This is a genomic window from Priestia sp. ST2, from assembly GCF_055810735.1.
The window spans coordinates 1-15,820 of record NZ_JBVVNT010000019.1; the positions used below are offsets into that span (position 1 = coordinate 1).

The 15,820-nt window shown below is 37.7% G+C and carries 16 protein-coding genes, 1 tRNA gene, 1 rRNA gene, 1 other RNA gene and 1 other annotated feature; of the genes, 14 read left to right on the forward strand and 5 right to left on the reverse strand.

Going from position 1 to position 15,820, the window contains the following annotated elements:
* Positions 1–7: 7 nt before the first annotated feature.
* A 5S ribosomal RNA gene (rrf, locus tag AC0KUU_RS29505) occupies positions 8–123 on the forward strand.
* Between the two features lie 26 nt (positions 124–149).
* On the opposite strand, the gene AC0KUU_RS29510 is transcribed toward rrf, so the two are convergent.
* Complete coding sequence (locus tag AC0KUU_RS29510; protein WP_322552514.1) at positions 150–1,115, reverse strand: YaaC family protein; 966 nt, start codon at positions 1,113–1,115, stop codon at positions 150–152.
* A 116-nt stretch (positions 1,116–1,231) separates the two neighbouring features.
* Here AC0KUU_RS29510 and guaB point away from each other — a divergent pair, with 116 nt between their 5' ends.
* From guaB to AC0KUU_RS29540, 6 genes are all read left to right on the forward strand, one after another.
* A complete protein-coding gene (guaB, locus tag AC0KUU_RS29515; protein ID WP_013081319.1) occupies positions 1,232–2,698 on the forward strand; it encodes an IMP dehydrogenase in 1,467 nt (488 codons plus the stop codon).
* Between the two features lie 149 nt (positions 2,699–2,847).
* Entirely contained in the window at positions 2,848–4,203 is a 1,356-nt protein-coding gene (locus AC0KUU_RS29520) for a serine hydrolase (protein WP_473454021.1), read from the forward strand.
* A 190-nt stretch (positions 4,204–4,393) separates the two neighbouring features.
* Positions 4,394–5,281 carry a pyridoxal 5'-phosphate synthase lyase subunit PdxS gene (gene pdxS, locus AC0KUU_RS29525; protein WP_013054829.1) on the forward strand — a complete coding sequence of 296 codons (888 nt, stop codon included), beginning with the start codon at positions 4,394–4,396 and terminating at the stop codon, positions 5,279–5,281.
* A gap of 21 nt (positions 5,282–5,302) precedes the next feature.
* Complete coding sequence (gene pdxT / locus AC0KUU_RS29530; protein WP_322552515.1) at positions 5,303–5,890, forward strand: pyridoxal 5'-phosphate synthase glutaminase subunit PdxT; 588 nt, start codon at positions 5,303–5,305, stop codon at positions 5,888–5,890.
* Positions 5,891–5,947: 57 nt separating this feature from the next.
* Positions 5,948–6,160: a binding site (T-box leader), on the forward strand.
* Between the two features lie 52 nt (positions 6,161–6,212).
* Positions 6,213–7,490 carry a serine--tRNA ligase gene (gene serS, locus AC0KUU_RS29535; protein ID WP_013054831.1) on the forward strand — a complete coding sequence of 426 codons (1,278 nt, stop codon included), beginning with the start codon at positions 6,213–6,215 and terminating at the stop codon, positions 7,488–7,490.
* 111 nt (positions 7,491–7,601) lie between these two features.
* Positions 7,602–7,694 (forward strand) — tRNA-Ser (locus tag AC0KUU_RS29540).
* Positions 7,695–7,814: 120 nt separating this feature from the next.
* Here the strand turns inward: AC0KUU_RS29540 and AC0KUU_RS29545 are convergent.
* The 4 genes from AC0KUU_RS29545 to AC0KUU_RS29560 form a co-directional block, all read right to left on the reverse strand.
* Positions 7,815–8,495 (reverse strand): deoxynucleoside kinase, encoded by a 681-nt coding sequence (locus tag AC0KUU_RS29545; protein ID WP_013054832.1) that lies wholly within the window; start codon positions 8,493–8,495, stop codon positions 7,815–7,817.
* A complete protein-coding gene (locus AC0KUU_RS29550) occupies positions 8,495–9,130 on the reverse strand; it encodes a deoxynucleoside kinase (RefSeq protein WP_043977092.1) in 636 nt (211 codons plus the stop codon). Before AC0KUU_RS29550 ends, AC0KUU_RS29545 begins: the two co-directional genes overlap by 1 nt.
* A 143-nt stretch (positions 9,131–9,273) precedes the next feature.
* A complete protein-coding gene (locus AC0KUU_RS29555; protein ID WP_043977089.1) occupies positions 9,274–10,575 on the reverse strand; it encodes a glycoside hydrolase family 18 protein in 1,302 nt (433 codons plus the stop codon).
* Between the two features lie 56 nt (positions 10,576–10,631).
* Positions 10,632–11,174, reverse strand: coding sequence for a cysteine hydrolase family protein (locus AC0KUU_RS29560; protein ID WP_043977087.1), 543 nt, complete (start codon positions 11,172–11,174; stop codon positions 10,632–10,634).
* A 79-nt stretch (positions 11,175–11,253) separates the two neighbouring features.
* Between AC0KUU_RS29560 and tadA the strand changes: the two genes are divergently transcribed.
* From tadA to AC0KUU_RS29595, 7 genes are all read left to right on the forward strand, one after another.
* Entirely contained in the window at positions 11,254–11,724 is a 471-nt protein-coding gene (tadA, locus tag AC0KUU_RS29565) for a tRNA adenosine(34) deaminase TadA (RefSeq protein ID WP_080781572.1), read from the forward strand.
* A gap of 102 nt (positions 11,725–11,826) precedes the next feature.
* Positions 11,827–12,091, forward strand: an RNA gene (gene ffs, locus AC0KUU_RS29570) — signal recognition particle sRNA large type.
* A gap of 130 nt (positions 12,092–12,221) precedes the next feature.
* Positions 12,222–13,910 (forward strand): DNA polymerase III subunit gamma/tau, encoded by a 1,689-nt coding sequence (gene dnaX / locus AC0KUU_RS29575; RefSeq protein WP_322552516.1) that lies wholly within the window; start codon positions 12,222–12,224, stop codon positions 13,908–13,910.
* 19 nt (positions 13,911–13,929) lie between these two features.
* On the forward strand, positions 13,930–14,250 hold the full coding sequence (locus tag AC0KUU_RS29580; RefSeq protein ID WP_013081327.1) for a YbaB/EbfC family nucleoid-associated protein: 321 nt from the start codon (positions 13,930–13,932) through the stop codon (positions 14,248–14,250).
* Positions 14,251–14,265: 15 nt separating this feature from the next.
* On the forward strand, positions 14,266–14,862 hold the full coding sequence (recR, locus tag AC0KUU_RS29585) for a recombination mediator RecR (RefSeq protein ID WP_013054839.1): 597 nt from the start codon (positions 14,266–14,268) through the stop codon (positions 14,860–14,862).
* 14 nt (positions 14,863–14,876) lie between these two features.
* Complete coding sequence (locus tag AC0KUU_RS29590) at positions 14,877–15,101, forward strand: YaaL family protein (protein WP_013054840.1); 225 nt, start codon at positions 14,877–14,879, stop codon at positions 15,099–15,101.
* A gap of 116 nt (positions 15,102–15,217) precedes the next feature.
* On the forward strand, positions 15,218–15,487 hold the full coding sequence (locus AC0KUU_RS29595) for a pro-sigmaK processing inhibitor BofA family protein (protein ID WP_043977073.1): 270 nt from the start codon (positions 15,218–15,220) through the stop codon (positions 15,485–15,487).
* The last annotated feature ends 333 nt before the right edge of the window (positions 15,488–15,820 follow it).

Genomic DNA, 15,820 nt, shown 5'->3' on the forward strand with positions numbered 1-15,820 from the left:
TCTCTTGTCTGGTGGCGATAGCGAAGAGGTCACACCCGTTCCCATACCGAACACGGAAGTTAAGCTCTTTAGCGCCAATGGTAGTTGGGACTTTGTCCCTGTGAGAGTAGGACGTTGCCAGGCACTTGAAAAAGGACTAGCTATTTTAGCTAGTCTTTTTTTGTATGTTCATTTAAGTAACAAGAAATTAAGTAAGGAATCTTTTGAGCCGTAACTTCAAGGAACCTCAAGATAAATGGGTAATCTTTCGAAGAGTATGTATGCAATAATTCATACCACCACTCTGTTTCATAACGTGAAATCATACTTAAATTATAAAGTAATAAATAATGTGCCAACATCTCAGGGAAATATAAGCAGCTATCTTTTTCCAAAGGTGCATGCAGCGTGTTATTTTGGAAATTGTACATAAAAGGTGAACAATTATATAAACAGCTTGAAGGATCAAGAATACATACCTGATCTTCTGACAGAGACAATGATAGGCGGGAACGCTCTTTTAAAAAAGAGTAGAGCCTTTCGTGATTCATATGATAACACCGTGTGACTTGTTCAGGAATAGACAAAGAGGCAGCTGGAAGCGATCCAATAGTTGTTAAATGGGAAAATGACCTAGTACCCAAATTTAAAAATAATGTATCTAATTCCGGTACGCACGACAACAGATAATTCATTGTGTATTTACTACCTTCTAGTTGTTTCACATGAAACAATTCTTCTCCTACTTGTGAAAACAAACCGCTTTTTTGGATCTTAACTTCATCATCTAGAAAATCATAACTTTGTTTTTTTCTTTTTCGTGTTGATACTCCATGTGCTAACACCGCTGTATTTTCTGGATATACTGGGTTTTGCGTTAACAAACAGGCTTTTAACAGCTGTGACATTCCATAAAATAATAAAACTGGTTGAACTGATACAGGAGATTGTGCCGCAACTTGATAATAATTTTTACTGTGTTCCAAATAATAAATAAATGGGTAACTGTTTTTAAAGCTATGTTGCTCTGCATCGCTATAATTCAATTTTTGATAGCGCTTTTTTAAAAAGTCTTGTACAAAAGGAACGGAGAAAAATAAATTGTAGGACGTCCAAACATCATTAAATTTATGCAACTAAATCACCTTTTCTTTTTATTAGAATTATCTGATATCTAGTGAAGTTATTGACAGGTACATATCTGCTTGTTAATCTACTAATAATATTCTGTCGTTTAAAGGAGGATTCTATAATGTGGGAAAGCAAATTTTCTAAAGAAGGCTTAACATTTGATGACGTTTTACTGGTGCCAGCAAAATCTGAGGTACTGCCTAAAGACGTTGATATGAGTGTTGAACTAACAAAAACATTAAAATTAAAGGTGCCGTTCATCAGTGCAGGAATGGATACAGTTACAGAAGCTGAAATGGCTATTGCGATGGCTAGACAAGGTGGTTTAGGTATCATTCACAAAAACATGTCGATTGAACAGCAAGCAGAACAAGTTGATAAAGTAAAACGTTCTGAAAGTGGTGTTATCACGGATCCTTTCTTTTTAACTCCTGAAAACCAAGTATTTGCCGCTGAACATTTAATGGGCAAATATCGTATCTCAGGTGTGCCGATTGTCAACAACGAAGAAGAACAAAAACTAGTTGGAATCCTTACAAACCGCGACTTGCGTTTTATCCAAGATTATTCAATGCAAATTGCTGATGTAATGACAAAAGAAGAATTGGTTACTGCTCCAGTAGGAACGACTTTAGAAGAAGCAGAGAAAATTCTACAGCAATACAAAATTGAAAAGTTACCTCTTGTAGATGACAATGGCGTATTAAAAGGCCTTATCACAATTAAAGACATTGAAAAAGTAATTGAGTTTCCAAATGCAGCTAAAGACCAACAAGGTCGATTATTAGTTGGAGCAGCTGTTGGCGTAACAGCTGATTCAAACGTTCGTATCGAAAAATTAGTACAAGCTGGCGTTGATGTTATCGTTATTGATACAGCGCATGGACATTCACAAGGCGTTTTAGATACGGTAAGCAGCATTCGCGAGGCATATCCAGAGTTAAATATTATTGCTGGTAACGTAGCAACTGCTGAAGGTACAAAAGCATTAATTGAAGCAGGAGCAAACGTAGTAAAAGTAGGAATTGGACCTGGTTCAATTTGTACAACTCGTGTTGTAGCTGGTGTAGGCGTTCCACAAATTACAGCAGTATATGATTGTGCAACTGAAGCTCGTAAGCACGGTGTAGCTATTATCGCAGATGGCGGTATTAAATACTCTGGAGATATTGTAAAAGCACTTGCAGCTGGTGGACATACAGTAATGCTAGGAAGCCTTCTAGCAGGAACGACAGAAAGTCCTGGAGAAACAGAAATCTACCAAGGTAGACGCTTTAAAGTGTACCGTGGAATGGGCTCTGTAGGAGCTATGGAAAAAGGAAGTAAAGATCGATACTTCCAAGAAGATAATAAAAAATTAGTTCCAGAAGGTATCGAAGGACGTTTGCCTTACAAAGGACCTGTAGCAGATACTTTATATCAAATGATTGGCGGTTTACGTGCAGGAATGGGTTACTGTGGTTCAGCTAACTTAGAAGCGTTACGTGAACAGGCACAATTCATTCGTATGACTGGAGCAGGTTTAAGAGAAAGCCACCCACATGATGTACAAATCACAAAAGAATCTCCTAACTATTCTATGAGATAATCATGAATGTTAAAAAAACACGTTTCCCTATTAGGAAACGTGTTTTTTATGTCATGGATCATGAATGTAACAGTACTTCTTTATCTATTTTTTTAAATTTTAGTATGATAAAATTACATTTATGTGAGTTTACGTTTGGAGGGTATAGAGTGAGAAACGCAGTACAGAAACAATTAATTTGTGTCATTGCTGTTATGTTAATGGCCAGCGTATTTTTTGTCTCTACACAAGCATCAGCTGCTCCTAAAACAGATGATATTGGCGTTGAAGCAGATGCAGCGATCTTAGTAGAGGCAAGTACGGGGAAAGTATTATACGGGAAAAATACGGATGCTTTATTAGGTATTGCAAGCATGACAAAAATGATGACAGAATACCTAGTATTAGAATCCATAAAAGATAAGAAATTATCTTGGGATCAACGTGTGCCAGTTAGTAAATATGCAGCTAAAATTTCTCAAGATTATGGATTATCGAATGTACCGTTAATTGAAAACCAAAAATACACGGTGAAAGAATTATATGATGCCATGGCTATTTACTCAGCTAATGGAGCTGCAATTGCTTTAGCTGAAGCTGTCAGTGGTTCTGAAGAAAACTTTATTAAGTTAATGAACGAAACGGCAAAAAGATTAAATATGGGTGAATCAAAATTTGTCAATTCCACAGGTCTTTCTAATTCTCTGTTAAAAGGAATGTATCCAAAAGGAACGAAGGAAGAAGATGAGAACCTTCTATCGGCTCGGGCAGTTGCTACCCTTGCTTATCACTTAATTCATGATTATCCAGAATCTTTGGAAGTAGCTAAAACTCCTTCTAAGATGTTTAGACAAGGGCAACAAGGGGAAACAAAAATGAACAATTGGAACAAGATGCTCCCAGGTTTTTCAGCTGCCTACAGCGGCGTAGACGGTTTAAAAACTGGCCATACAGATTTTGCAGGTCAATGTTTCACTGGGACTGCAGAGCGTAACGGGGTAAGATACATAACAGTTGTAATGAATGCTAAGGAAAACGGCAAGTCTACGGAAGCTGCTCGTTTTTCCAAAACAAAAAAGATATTGGATTATGCTTTTAGTCATTTTCAGTTAAAAGAAGTAGTGCCTGCTAACGGCGAGATTAAAGGGCATGAAACAATTAATGTTGCTAAAGGAAAGTCAAAAGAAGCTTCCGTTTCTCCAAAGAATTCGGTAAAGATTATTACCGAAAAAGGTCAAAAAGATCATACTAAAATCAACTTTAAGTTAAACGATAAAGTTATGAACGATCAAAAAGTTGTTGCTCCTATTAAAAAAGGAGAAACAGTTGCTTATGTCAGTGCAACAAACAGCAATCTTAAAGATTTAGGCTATGTAGGAGGTCAAACTACAGATAGCATGACGCCGGTTGTGACAAACGAATCTGTTGAAAAAGCTGGATGGTTCTCTCTCGCTATCCGCAGTATTGGCAACTTCTTCAGCGATATTTGGATGAATGCTGCAAATACAGTGAATAACTGGTTTTAATGATAACTCAAGAGAAAGAAGAGATACTACAAGAGAGTATCTCTTCTTTTTATTTTTAGATTTGTTTGTATATAATCTATAAATTAGATAGGAATTTTCCGAAAAATGCGGTAAAATAGACACTAAGTTTTGAATTTTGTATATACACTAAAAATTATTGTGAAACACTTGATACAGGAGGAAGACAAACATGAATAACATTACAGGTACTGATCGTGTAAAACGAGGAATGGCGGAAATGCAAAAAGGCGGCGTTATCATGGACGTGATCAATGCAGAGCAAGCAAAAATTGCAGAAGCAGCAGGTGCTGTTGCCGTTATGGCATTAGAGCGTGTTCCAGCTGATATCCGTGCAGCAGGCGGCGTGTCTCGTATGGCAGACCCAACAATTGTTGAAGAAGTGATGAATGCTGTGTCCATTCCAGTTATGGCAAAAGCTCGTATTGGCCATATTGTTGAAGCACGCGTGCTAGAAGCGATGGGTGTAGACTACATCGATGAAAGTGAAGTGTTGACTCCAGCTGATGAGGAGTTTCATTTAAATAAAAATACATTTACGGTTCCATTTGTGTGCGGTTGCCGTGATCTTGGCGAAGCATCTCGTCGTATTGCTGAAGGAGCTGCAATGCTTCGTACAAAGGGCGAACCAGGGACAGGAAACATCGTGGAAGCAGTACGCCATATGCGTCAAGTAAACGCTCAAGTACGTAAAGTTGTGGGTATGGACGAAGATGAGTTAATGACAGAAGCTAAATTATTAGGCGCACCTTATGAGTTATTACTGCAAATTAAACGTGAAGGTCGTTTACCGGTTGTAAACTTTGCAGCAGGCGGTGTAGCAACACCAGCAGATGCAGCGTTAATGATGCAGCTTGGAGCAGATGGCGTGTTCGTTGGATCAGGAATCTTCAAATCAGACAACCCTGAAAAGTTTGCGCGAGCAATCGTGGAAGCAACAACACATTATCAAGACTATGAGCTTATTGCAAACTTATCAAAAGGGTTAGGAAGTGCAATGAAAGGGATTGAAATTTCATCATTATTACCAGAAAACCGCATGCAAGAGCGTGGATGGTAATTTAAAGGGAGTTTTGACAAAATGGTAAAAGTAGGCGTTTTAGGATTACAAGGTGCCTTTCGCGAGCATGCACAAGCATTAGAAGCAGCAGGCGCTGAAGCCATTATCATAAAAAAAGTTGAACAGCTAAACGAAATAGATGGTTTAATCCTACCGGGCGGCGAAAGCACAGCGATGCGTCGTCTGATCGACAAATATGACTTTATGGAACCCCTTCGCCAGTTTGCACAAGCAGGTAAACCGGTATTTGGTACGTGTGCCGGTTTAATTTTACTTGCAGGACAAGTCGTTGACCGTGAAGAGCCCCATTTAGGTGTTATGGATATTACGGTAGCTCGAAACTCGTTTGGGCGTCAACGGGATAGCTTTGAAGCTGCCCTAAATATTAAAGATATCGGTGAAGATTTTATAGGCGTATTTATACGTGCTCCGCATATTGTAGAAGTAAGAGAAAACGTTGAAGTCTTAGCAATGCATAACGACCGAATTGTTGCGGCAAGACAAGGTCAATTCTTGGGATGTTCGTTTCATCCAGAATTGACAGATGATGCTCGCATGGCGCAGTATTTTGTAGCAATGGTTGAAGAAGCTTCAAAAAAACCTGTATAAATGAATTGCATCTTGTAAAGACTTGTAGTACATTATGATTAATAAAAATGATATTGGTATAAAGCGTTGATAGGAAATAGTAATAAGATTTTTGATTTCAAGAGAGTCGATGGCTGGTGTGAATCGATAATCAATTCTTATGAATCCGTCCTGGAGCAAGCTGTCGAAAAAGTAGTAGGCAGTTTCGGTTCATCCGTTATCTGGTTTAAGAGGAAGGCTTATTTTAGCTTTCAATTAGGGTGGCAACGCGGGTAAACTCTCGTCCCTTTCATGGGGATGAGAGTTTTTATTTTGCCCTTTTATACTAAAGGAGGTACTAAATATGTTAGATTTAAAATTTTTACGTGCTAATTTTAATGAAGTAAAAGAAAAGCTCAAGTTTCGTGGTGAGGACTTAACGGACTTAGGTCGCTTTGAAGAGTTAGATGCAAAACGCCGTGAGCTAATTGCTCAAACAGAAGAGTTAAAAAGCAAGCGAAATGAAGTATCACAGCAAATTGCACAATTGAAGCGTGAAAAACAAGATGCTGATCATTTAATCGTTGAAATGCGTGAAGTAGGAGACCGCGTAAAGCAATTGGATGAAGAGCTTCGCAGCGTTGAAGAAGAATTAGAACTATTGCTGCTTTCAATTCCTAACGTTCCACATGAAAGTACGCCTGTAGGTGAAACTGAAGATGATAACGTAGAAGTTCGCAAATGGGGAGAAATTAAACAATTTGATTTTGAACCAAAACCGCATTGGGATTTAGGAACAGATTTAAATATTTTAGATTTTGAAAGAGCTTCGAAAGTAACGGGAAGCCGCTTTGTATTTTATAAAGGGTTAGGTGCAAGATTAGAACGCGCTCTTATTAACTTTATGATGGATTTACATATGGATGAACATGGTTATGAAGAAATCCTTCCTCCATATATGGTGAATCGCACAAGCATGACAGGAACAGGGCAGCTTCCTAAATTTGAAGAAGATGCATTCAAGATTAAAGAAGAAGATTATTTCTTAATTCCTACAGCTGAAGTACCAGTTACAAATTTACATCGTGATGAAATTTTAAGCGGAGATCAGCTTCCAATTGCTTATACAGCGTATAGTGCTTGCTTCCGCTCAGAAGCAGGCTCTGCAGGAAGAGATACACGTGGTCTTATTCGTCAGCATCAGTTTAATAAAGTAGAACTCGTTCGCTTTGTTAAGCCAGAAGATTCTTATGATGAATTAGAAAAATTAACGGGCCATGCTGAAAAGGTTCTTCAACTATTAGGTTTACCTTACCGAGTTCTAAGCATGTGTACAGCTGACTTAGGTTTCACAGCAGCCAAAAAGTATGATATTGAAGTTTGGATTCCAAGTTATGAAACTTATCGTGAAATTTCTTCTTGTTCAAACTTTGAAAGCTTCCAAGCTCGCCGTGCTAATATTCGCTTCCGCCGTGATACAAAAGCAAAACCAGAACATGTTCATACACTAAACGGTTCTGGCTTAGCAATTGGTCGTACGGTAGCTGCAATTTTAGAAAACTACCAGCAGGAAGATGGATCAATTCAAATTCCAGAAGTGCTGCGTCCATATATGGGAAATAAAGAATTTATCTCTAAATAAAAGTAGAAGGTGTTCATTAAGAATTAATTCTTAATGAACATCTTTTTTAAAAACATCAATAAAAGAGTTGACTTTATTATTTATATATGATAAATTAATACTTGTCGATACGGAGGAATACCCAAGTCCGGCTGAAGGGATCGGTCTTGAAAACCGACAGGGGTGTTAAAGCCCGCGGGGGTTCGAATCCCTCTTCCTCCGCCATATTTGACTTATAATGCAATTAACATAGCGCGATAAATTGGAGATTGGAAAACCGTTACTTATAAGTAACGGTTTTTTATTTGTTAAAAATGCCGCTTTATCTATTAAAGCGGCATTTTTTTATAGATGACGACGTTTTAGCTTTTCATTATGTTGTAAAAAGCGAGCCACTTTTTCAACAATTGATTCAATTGAATCAGGATCCTTGATAAGGTCGTATTCTCTAATATCTAAACGAAGAATAGGGCAAGCCGTAAAGTTATTAATCCAGTCTTCGTATCGGGCGTGCATCTCTTTCCAATAATCAAGAGGCGTTTGCTGTTCCATTGGTCGCCCTCTTTCTTGAATGCGATCTACAATATCTTCGAAGCTGCCTTCCAAATAAATGAGCAGATCCGGATGAGGAAAATATGGAGTCATAACCATCGCATCGAACAAGCTTGTATATGTTTCATAGTCTACTTTAGACATCGTTCCTTTTTCAAAATGCATCTTAGCAAAGATACCGGTATCTTCGTAAATGGATCTGTCTTGGATGAAGCCGCCGCCATACTCGAAAATTTTCTTTTGTTCTTTAAAGCGTTCTGCTAGAAAATATACCTGTAGGTGGAAGCTCCAACGTTCAAAATCTCCATAAAATTTGTCCAGGTAAGGGTTGGAATCTACTTTTTCAAACGATGTGCGAAATTGGAGAGCATCAGCCAATGATTGAGTCATTGTAGATTTCCCAACTCCAACTGTACCCGCTATCGTCAACACAGCATCATTAGGAATGTTGTATTTCGATCGTAAGTTTACCATTACATACTCCTTTTTAACATACTCTCTTGAACCTCTGATAGGATTCTATTTAAGTGTTGTTTATTTTGTACAAAATCTATTTCATCACCGTCATAACGTAAAATGGTTACATCAGGGTTATTTTGTTCAAACGCCGTCATAGCTTTTTCATAATCATCACTTAGCCTCGCAAGGTAGTGAGGATCGATGTTTCGTTCAATTTCTCTTCCGCGCATTTTAATACGCTTTAACAAGGTATCTAAGCTGGCATTTAAATAAATAATAATGTTCGGAGCTGGCATATCAGCCGTTAAGATGTGGAAGATTTGTACATATTTTTTATACTGTTCATCTTTTAACGTTTGCTCAGCAAAAATCATGTTTTTCATAATATGATAATCTGCTACAACAGGTTTTTTATAAGATAAGAACCCTTTTTGAATATCCTCCAACTGCTTATATCGATTACATAGAAAAAACATTTCGGTTTGAAAACTCCACTCGTTGATATTTTCATAAAATTTCCCGAGAAATGGATTTTCATCTACGATTTCTTTTAAAATTTCGAATTGAAATTCTTGTGCAATCTCTTTAGCTAGAGAGGTTTTTCCGACACCGATGGGTCCTTCTACTGAAATAAAAGGTGTGCCTTGCATTCATTTGCCTCCTTCATGACCACTCGTTCAAAAAAAACAGACAAAAAATATTTTAACATAGAGAAGGAGAATAAGGGGAAAAGAAATTTCTTTCAGTAAGAAGAATAACAAAAAGCCTACTGTTAACAGTAAGCTTTCCCTATTTATGGCTGTGTCACTCTTTTTGTAATCTTGAAGTTGTCTTCAATCAAGAGCCAGTTTTGCGGGAAATCTAAGCCTAGTTTCCAGTAGGCCATTCCTCTAAGTTTTAATTCTTTGATTAAATCAAACTTGGCCTGAATAGACCTAGCGTCTTCAAACCATACTTCGTGGGTGCGCTGCTGCTCATCTTTATACCGGAAGAAAGGAGCTTGTGCTTTATTGTCGTATTGAATAGCTACTTTATAGCGAGCTGCCAACTCAATAGCTCGTTGAGGACTAATGGCTTTGGCATATTCTCCTCCTGGTTTGTAAGGAAGTGTCCAATCGTAACCGTATAGGTTTTGGCCCATGATAATTTTTGAACTAGGTATTTCAGATATTGCATATTCTAAAACATCACGTACGGGACCAATAGGAGAGACGGCCATAGGAGGCCCACCGCTATATCCCCATTCGTATGTCATCGGAACAACGAAGTTAGCAATCTCTCCAATGGCTTTATAATCATGTGCTTCATACCATTTGCCTTTTTGATCTCGACTTGTCTTCGGAGCTAAAGCGACAGACATAAGAAGTTGCTCATCTTGAAGACGCTTTTTTGCTTTCTGTAAAAATGCAATATAGGCTTCTTTATCTGCCGGACGCAAAAATTCGAAGTCAAAGTGAATGTCTCTGAAATTTTGTTCTTTCGCTGTTTTTACAATATTATTTAAAAGCGTATCTTGAACGTCTTTATTAGTTAAAATTGCTCGGCCGACTTCGTCACTAAATGCGCCGTTTTCAATATTAGCCAATACCATTAAGAAAATGACGTCATTTTCTTTAGCAATAGAACCTAAATTGTTAAGTGGAGGTGCCTTTAGAGAACCGTCTTTTTGCACTTCGAAGTTCGCTGGCCCGAGATAAGTAAGGTATTTTGCATTTTGATTAATCATCTTCTCTGTTTGAGGAGTGATTTTTCGATTGCTTGTTTCAACATACCCTAAAAACTCACCGTTTCTTTTGTTGGGGGAAGGGGGAATTAAGATGCGGCGGCCAGGGGTTAAGGGTGCTGTAACTGAAACATTGTTCGCATTGGCAATAGCCTGATAGCTAACGCCTAATTTTCTTCCTACCTTCCATATAGTGTCCCCAGCTTTTACTGTGTAGTAAGTACCATTGATTGGAATAACCATAGATTGCCCGATAACGAGTTGATTTGGGTTAGGTAATTCATTTGCTCTTATAATTTTCCCTGCGTCAATGCGGAACTGTTTTGCAATACTATATATACTGTCACCTGCTTTAACAGTGTAAATTTGCATAATAAAAAGCCTCCATTTCATATGACTTACTTCCATCATATGAGAAGGCTTTTTACTTAATTCATCAACTCGGTATGTTTGCAAATACGAGCATTTAATACGTTATGCATCATTCTCAAAGCAAAGGTATTGTCTTCATCTGCGTTTGAAGCAATACAATCTTCAGGCACAATTAAGTTATACTCACGCATATAAGCATCGTTGGCTGAAAAAAGCACGCATATATTTCCCGCAATTCCTGTTAAAATAAGTGTATGGACATCGAGCTGTGATAGCAAAATATTCAAAGCTGTCCCATAGAAGATAGAATGCTTTGGTTTAATTAAAAAGTAATCAGCGTTTTGTGGTGAAATGTGATGTAGAATGGGTGAGCTTATCTCATTTGTGCAGTGTGTTAAAATGGTTTCTAAGTTTGCTTGCCATAGCTTATAATGGTCATTTACATAGATAATAGGGATATGTTGAGACGATGCGTACTGTTTTAACTGGGCAATGTTTTGAGCAATGGTTAAAGATTTTTCAGCAAGTATTTTGCCGTTTTTAAATTGAAAATCGTTTAGCATATCGATAATAATTAAAGCAGTTTTAGCGTTCTTCACACAAGGTATCTCCTTTTCCTGATGTACATAGTAAATAGTTTGACTCAGAAAAAATATAATATGTAAGGTTGGATAAAAAGTGTTAAATGATGAAAAGTATATGAGGTTGGCAATTGATGAAGCATTAAAAGCCAAAGATAAATTAGAGGTTCCCATTGGAGCAGTTATTGTTCAAAATGATGAGGTGGTTGCTTCAGCTTATAACTTACGAGAAACAGAACAGCGATCAGTTGCTCATGCAGAACTTTTAGCAATTGATGAAGCATGTAAGAAATTAGGAACATGGAGATTGGAAGACGCTACGTTATATGTCACCTTAGAACCATGTCCGATGTGTGCAGGTGCTATTGTATTATCAAGAGTGAAAAGAGTTGTGTTTGGAGCTTATGATCCTAAAGGTGGCTGTGCGGGAACATTGTTAAACTTATTAGAGTTTGAAAAGTTTAATCATCAAGCACAAGTAGTAGGAGGTGTGCTAGAAGAAGAATGCGGGAGCCTCTTAACGACCTTTTTTCGTGAGTTGCGTCAACGAAAAAAGTCTGGAAAATAGCGCTAAAAAAGTAAGTTTTCTATAGCGGTTGCATTTTTGAATGAAAAGACGTATACTTGTAAATGCATCAACTTGATGCCCAAACTATTGGTTTCAACTTTGCCGTGCTAAGCGGGGAGGTAGCGGTGCCCTGTACTCGCAATCCGCTCTAGCGAGGCCGAATTCCTTCTTGAGGTTAGCTCATCTTAGGGCCTGCCTTAAGTAAGTGGTGTTGACGTTTGGGTCCTATGCAATGGGAATCTGTGAACCCTGTCAGGTCCGGAAGGAAGCAGCAGTAAGCAGAACCTCTCATGTGCCATGGGGTCGCCTGAACCGAGCTAACTGCTTAAGTAACGCCTGGGGTGGCTAATCGACGGAAGGTGCACGGCAGTTATATACATAAGTTTAGTCTACTCTGTTGGAGTAGGCTTTTTATTTTATCTCTCACTATTTTGAAAAAAAACCTCATAATACGCTATAATGATAACTAATGAATTATATTAAAAGGAGAGGATGTAGTGGCATATCAGGCTCTGTACCGTGTATACCGTCCTCAAAGCTTTAACGACGTAGTCGGTCAACAACATATTATCAAAACACTTCAAAATGCCCTTGTCCAAGAGAAATTTTCGCATGCGTATTTATTTTCTGGGCCTCGGGGGACAGGAAAGACAACAGCTGCTAAAATTTTAGCGAAAGCCGTTAACTGTGAAAAAGCACCCATTGCTGAACCCTGTAATGAATGTGCAACTTGTCGGGGAATTACTGATGGTTCCATTTCTGATGTAATTGAAATTGATGCAGCTTCTAATAATGGAGTCGATGAAATTCGAGATATCCGTGATAAAGTAAAATATGCACCTAGTGCTGTTCGATACAAAGTGTACATTATTGATGAAGTTCATATGCTTTCAATTGGAGCTTTTAACGCTTTGTTAAAAACGTTAGAAGAACCTCCTGCACATGTTATCTTTATTTTAGCTACAACAGAGCCGCATAAAATTCCATTAACGATTATCTCTAGATGTCAGCGCTTTGATTTCAAACGCATTTCGCCAGAAGATATCGTATATCGAATGAAGGAAGTATTAGGTTCTGAAGAGCTAGAAGTAAGCGAGGATGCTCTTTACGAAATTGCGAAAGCTTCAGAAGGCGGCATGCGTGATGCACTTAGTCTTTTAGACCAAGCTATCTCGTATAGTACGGAGAAGGTGAGCTTAGAGGATGTTCTATCCATAACAGGAGCAGTATCACAGTCTTTTATTGTGAAGATCGTCCAAGCTATCTTTAACGAAAACATTGTAGAAGCGCTAGACTCTGTTGAAAGTTTGATTAAAAACGGAAAAGACCCAGCGAGGTTTGTAGAGGACCTCATCTTCTATTATCGTGATGTTCTGCTTTATCAAGCTTCTGAAGAAAATGCATATTTACTTGAAAAAGCAGCGGTTAACGAAGAGTTTAAAGAACTCAGTTCAAAAATGGATAGTGCTTTTATTTATAAAGTCATTGCTGAATTGAACAAAACTCAGCAAGAGATGAAATGGAGCAATCATCCTCGAGTGCTACTTGAAGTAGCTTTAGTAAAATTAGCTCAAAGTTCTACAAGTCAAGAGAGTGCTCTTCCATATCAAGACATTTTGCAAAAAATGAATCAAATGGAAGCAGAACTGCAGCAGTTAAAAGAAAAAGGCATTCAAGTTGATCATACAGCTCAGGCAGTGCAAACAGAGAAAAAACAGACAAGACAGTCCAGAAGTCAGTACAAAACGCCTGTTGGGAAGGTAAATGAAGTTTTAAAAAATGCCACTCGGCAGAATTTAGAAACGATTAAGCGATCTTGGGCGCAGGTGTTGGACACATTGAAACAACAAAATAAAGCTTCACATGCAGCGTTGTTATCTAACAGTGAACCGGTTGCGTCTTCAGATCAATCATTTATACTTAAATTCAAATATGAAATTCATTGCAAAATGGCTTCTGAAAATAACAACAATGTACGTGATAATTTAGAGAATATCTTATATACTTTAATTGGCAGCAAGCGTGAAATGGTTGCAATTCCAGAAAGTGAATGGGATAAAGTAAGAGAAGAGTTTCTTCAAGGACAGCAAAGTGATGGGTCATCAGGTCAACCACAGGAGGAAGACCCTGTGGTTGCAGAAGCGAAAAAGCTATTTGGAGAAGACTTAATCGAAATTCAAGAGTAAATTTAGGAGGAATGTTCATATGATGAAAGGCATGGGCAATATGCAAAAAATGATGAAACAAATGCAAAAAATGCAAAAAGATATGCAAAAAGCGCAGGAAGAGTTAGCTGAAAAAACTGTTGAAGGTACAGCTGGCGGCGGAATGGTGACAGTTGTAGTTAACGGTCAGAAACAAGTAATTGATGTAAATATTAAAGAGGATGTAGTAGATCCTGAAGATATTGAAATGCTACAAGATTTAGTACTAGCAGCAACAAATGACGCATTAAAACAAATGGACGATTTAACAAATAACACAATGGGTCAATTTACAAAAGGTTTAAATATTCCAGGACTTTAATAAGGTGGTTGCCACGTGCATTATCCAGAACCAATATCAAAGCTTATAGATAGTTTTATGAAGTTACCCGGCATTGGTCCAAAAACAGCTGTTCGCTTAGCGTTCTTTGTTTTATCTATGAAAGAAGATACAGTATTAGATTTCGCAAAAGCATTAGTCAATGCGAAGCGAAATTTAACCTATTGTTCAGTTTGCGGACATATCACAGATCAAGATCCTTGTTACATTTGTCAAGATCAGCGCAGAGAGCGAAATGTGGTATGCGTCGTGCAAGACCCTAAGGATGTCATTGCAATGGAGAAAATGAAAGAATATAACGGCTTGTATCATGTCCTGCATGGCGCAATTTCACCTATGGAAGGAATAGGGCCTGAAGATATCAAAGTACCAGAGTTATTAAAAAGACTTCAAGATGATGAGATTCAAGAAGTGATTTTAGCCACTAACCCGAATATAGAGGGCGAAGCTACGGCTATGTATATCTCTAGGCTCTTAAAGCCGACAGGAATTAAAATTACTAGAATTGCTCATGGGTTACCCGTTGGAGGAGATCTTGAGTACGCAGATGAAGTAACATTATCTAAAGCCCTAGAAGGTAGAAGAGAAGTATAACGAGGTACTTGCATATGTTTTTTAAAAGAAAAGGTTGGTTACGCAAAGAGTACGATGATGAATTTGTGAAGACTTTTATGCAAGTAAAGCAGGAATGGAGTCACAAAACTTCAATGGTAGAAAGAAGTGTAGATCCTTCAGAAGAGGTAATGGTAGATATTCGATTAGCCAAAATGAAGTATCTTTTTCTATTAAAAGAAGCCAAGCATCGAAATATTTCAATTAACAGGATGTCATAGAGGCATCCTGTTTTGTTGTCTTTATAAAATAAGGATTTCCCTCCGTGAAGTAGTGCTTTTTTTGAATGCTTGGACATACATATAAGATAACTTATCTGCTTTAAGAAGGAGGCAACATGCTAAATCATCCCATTGTAGTTGTGTCTTTTTTAACAGGGCTAATCATTCTACTCTTAGTAACAGGTGGTGTTGAAAAAATGCTTCGAGTCATTGGAAATTTATCGATCAAGCTTATTATTGGCGTTCTGCTGCTTTTCTTTATTAACATCTTTGGCGTACAGTTTGGTATTCATATCCCTATTAATTTCCCCACAGCCATTGTTTCAGCTATTTTAGGTATTCCAGGCATAGCTGCCTTACTTGTTATTAGTAATTTCATATTATAATTTGGAGGAATATCCAAAATAAAAGTTTTCTGGAATCTTTTCGAGAAAACTTTTATTTTTTTTTGAAAAAGTTGTTGACCAACAAGTTAACAGATGTTATATTTATATACGTCGCTAAGACAACAACAAAAAATAACTCGAAAATAACTTAATGAAAAAAGTTGTTGACAAGTTATTCTTGAGGTGGTAAGATAAAAAAGTCGCCTTGAGACAAGAGTTCTTTGAAAACTGAACGAAATAGTAAACGTCAACGTTAATTTTTATTTTTTAAATTGAGCAAGTCAAACATTTCTTCGGAGAGTTTGATCCTGGCTCAGGATGAACGCTGGCGGC

What these genes read in the sequence shown, in the direction of transcription:
- AC0KUU_RS29595 (WP_043977073.1), top strand. Translation starts at nt 15,218, where the DNA reads ATGCTAAATCATCCCATTGTAGTTGTGTCTTTTTTAACAGGGCTAATC.
- AC0KUU_RS29555 (WP_043977089.1), bottom strand. Translation starts at nt 10,575, where the DNA reads ATGCAAATTTACACTGTTAAAGCAGGTGACAGTATATATAGTATTGCA.
- serS (WP_013054831.1), top strand. Translation starts at nt 6,213, where the DNA reads ATGTTAGATTTAAAATTTTTACGTGCTAATTTTAATGAAGTAAAAGAA.
- AC0KUU_RS29550 (WP_043977092.1), bottom strand. Translation starts at nt 9,130, where the DNA reads ATGCAAGGCACACCTTTTATTTCAGTAGAAGGACCCATCGGTGTCGGA.
- AC0KUU_RS29580 (WP_013081327.1), top strand. Translation starts at nt 13,930, where the DNA reads ATGATGAAAGGCATGGGCAATATGCAAAAAATGATGAAACAAATGCAA.
- pdxT (WP_322552515.1), top strand. Translation starts at nt 5,303, where the DNA reads ATGGTAAAAGTAGGCGTTTTAGGATTACAAGGTGCCTTTCGCGAGCAT.
- pdxS (WP_013054829.1), top strand. Translation starts at nt 4,394, where the DNA reads ATGAATAACATTACAGGTACTGATCGTGTAAAACGAGGAATGGCGGAA.
- AC0KUU_RS29590 (WP_013054840.1), top strand. Translation starts at nt 14,877, where the DNA reads ATGTTTTTTAAAAGAAAAGGTTGGTTACGCAAAGAGTACGATGATGAA.
- AC0KUU_RS29545 (WP_013054832.1), bottom strand. Translation starts at nt 8,495, where the DNA reads ATGGTAAACTTACGATCGAAATACAACATTCCTAATGATGCTGTGTTG.
- guaB (WP_013081319.1), top strand. Translation starts at nt 1,232, where the DNA reads ATGTGGGAAAGCAAATTTTCTAAAGAAGGCTTAACATTTGATGACGTT.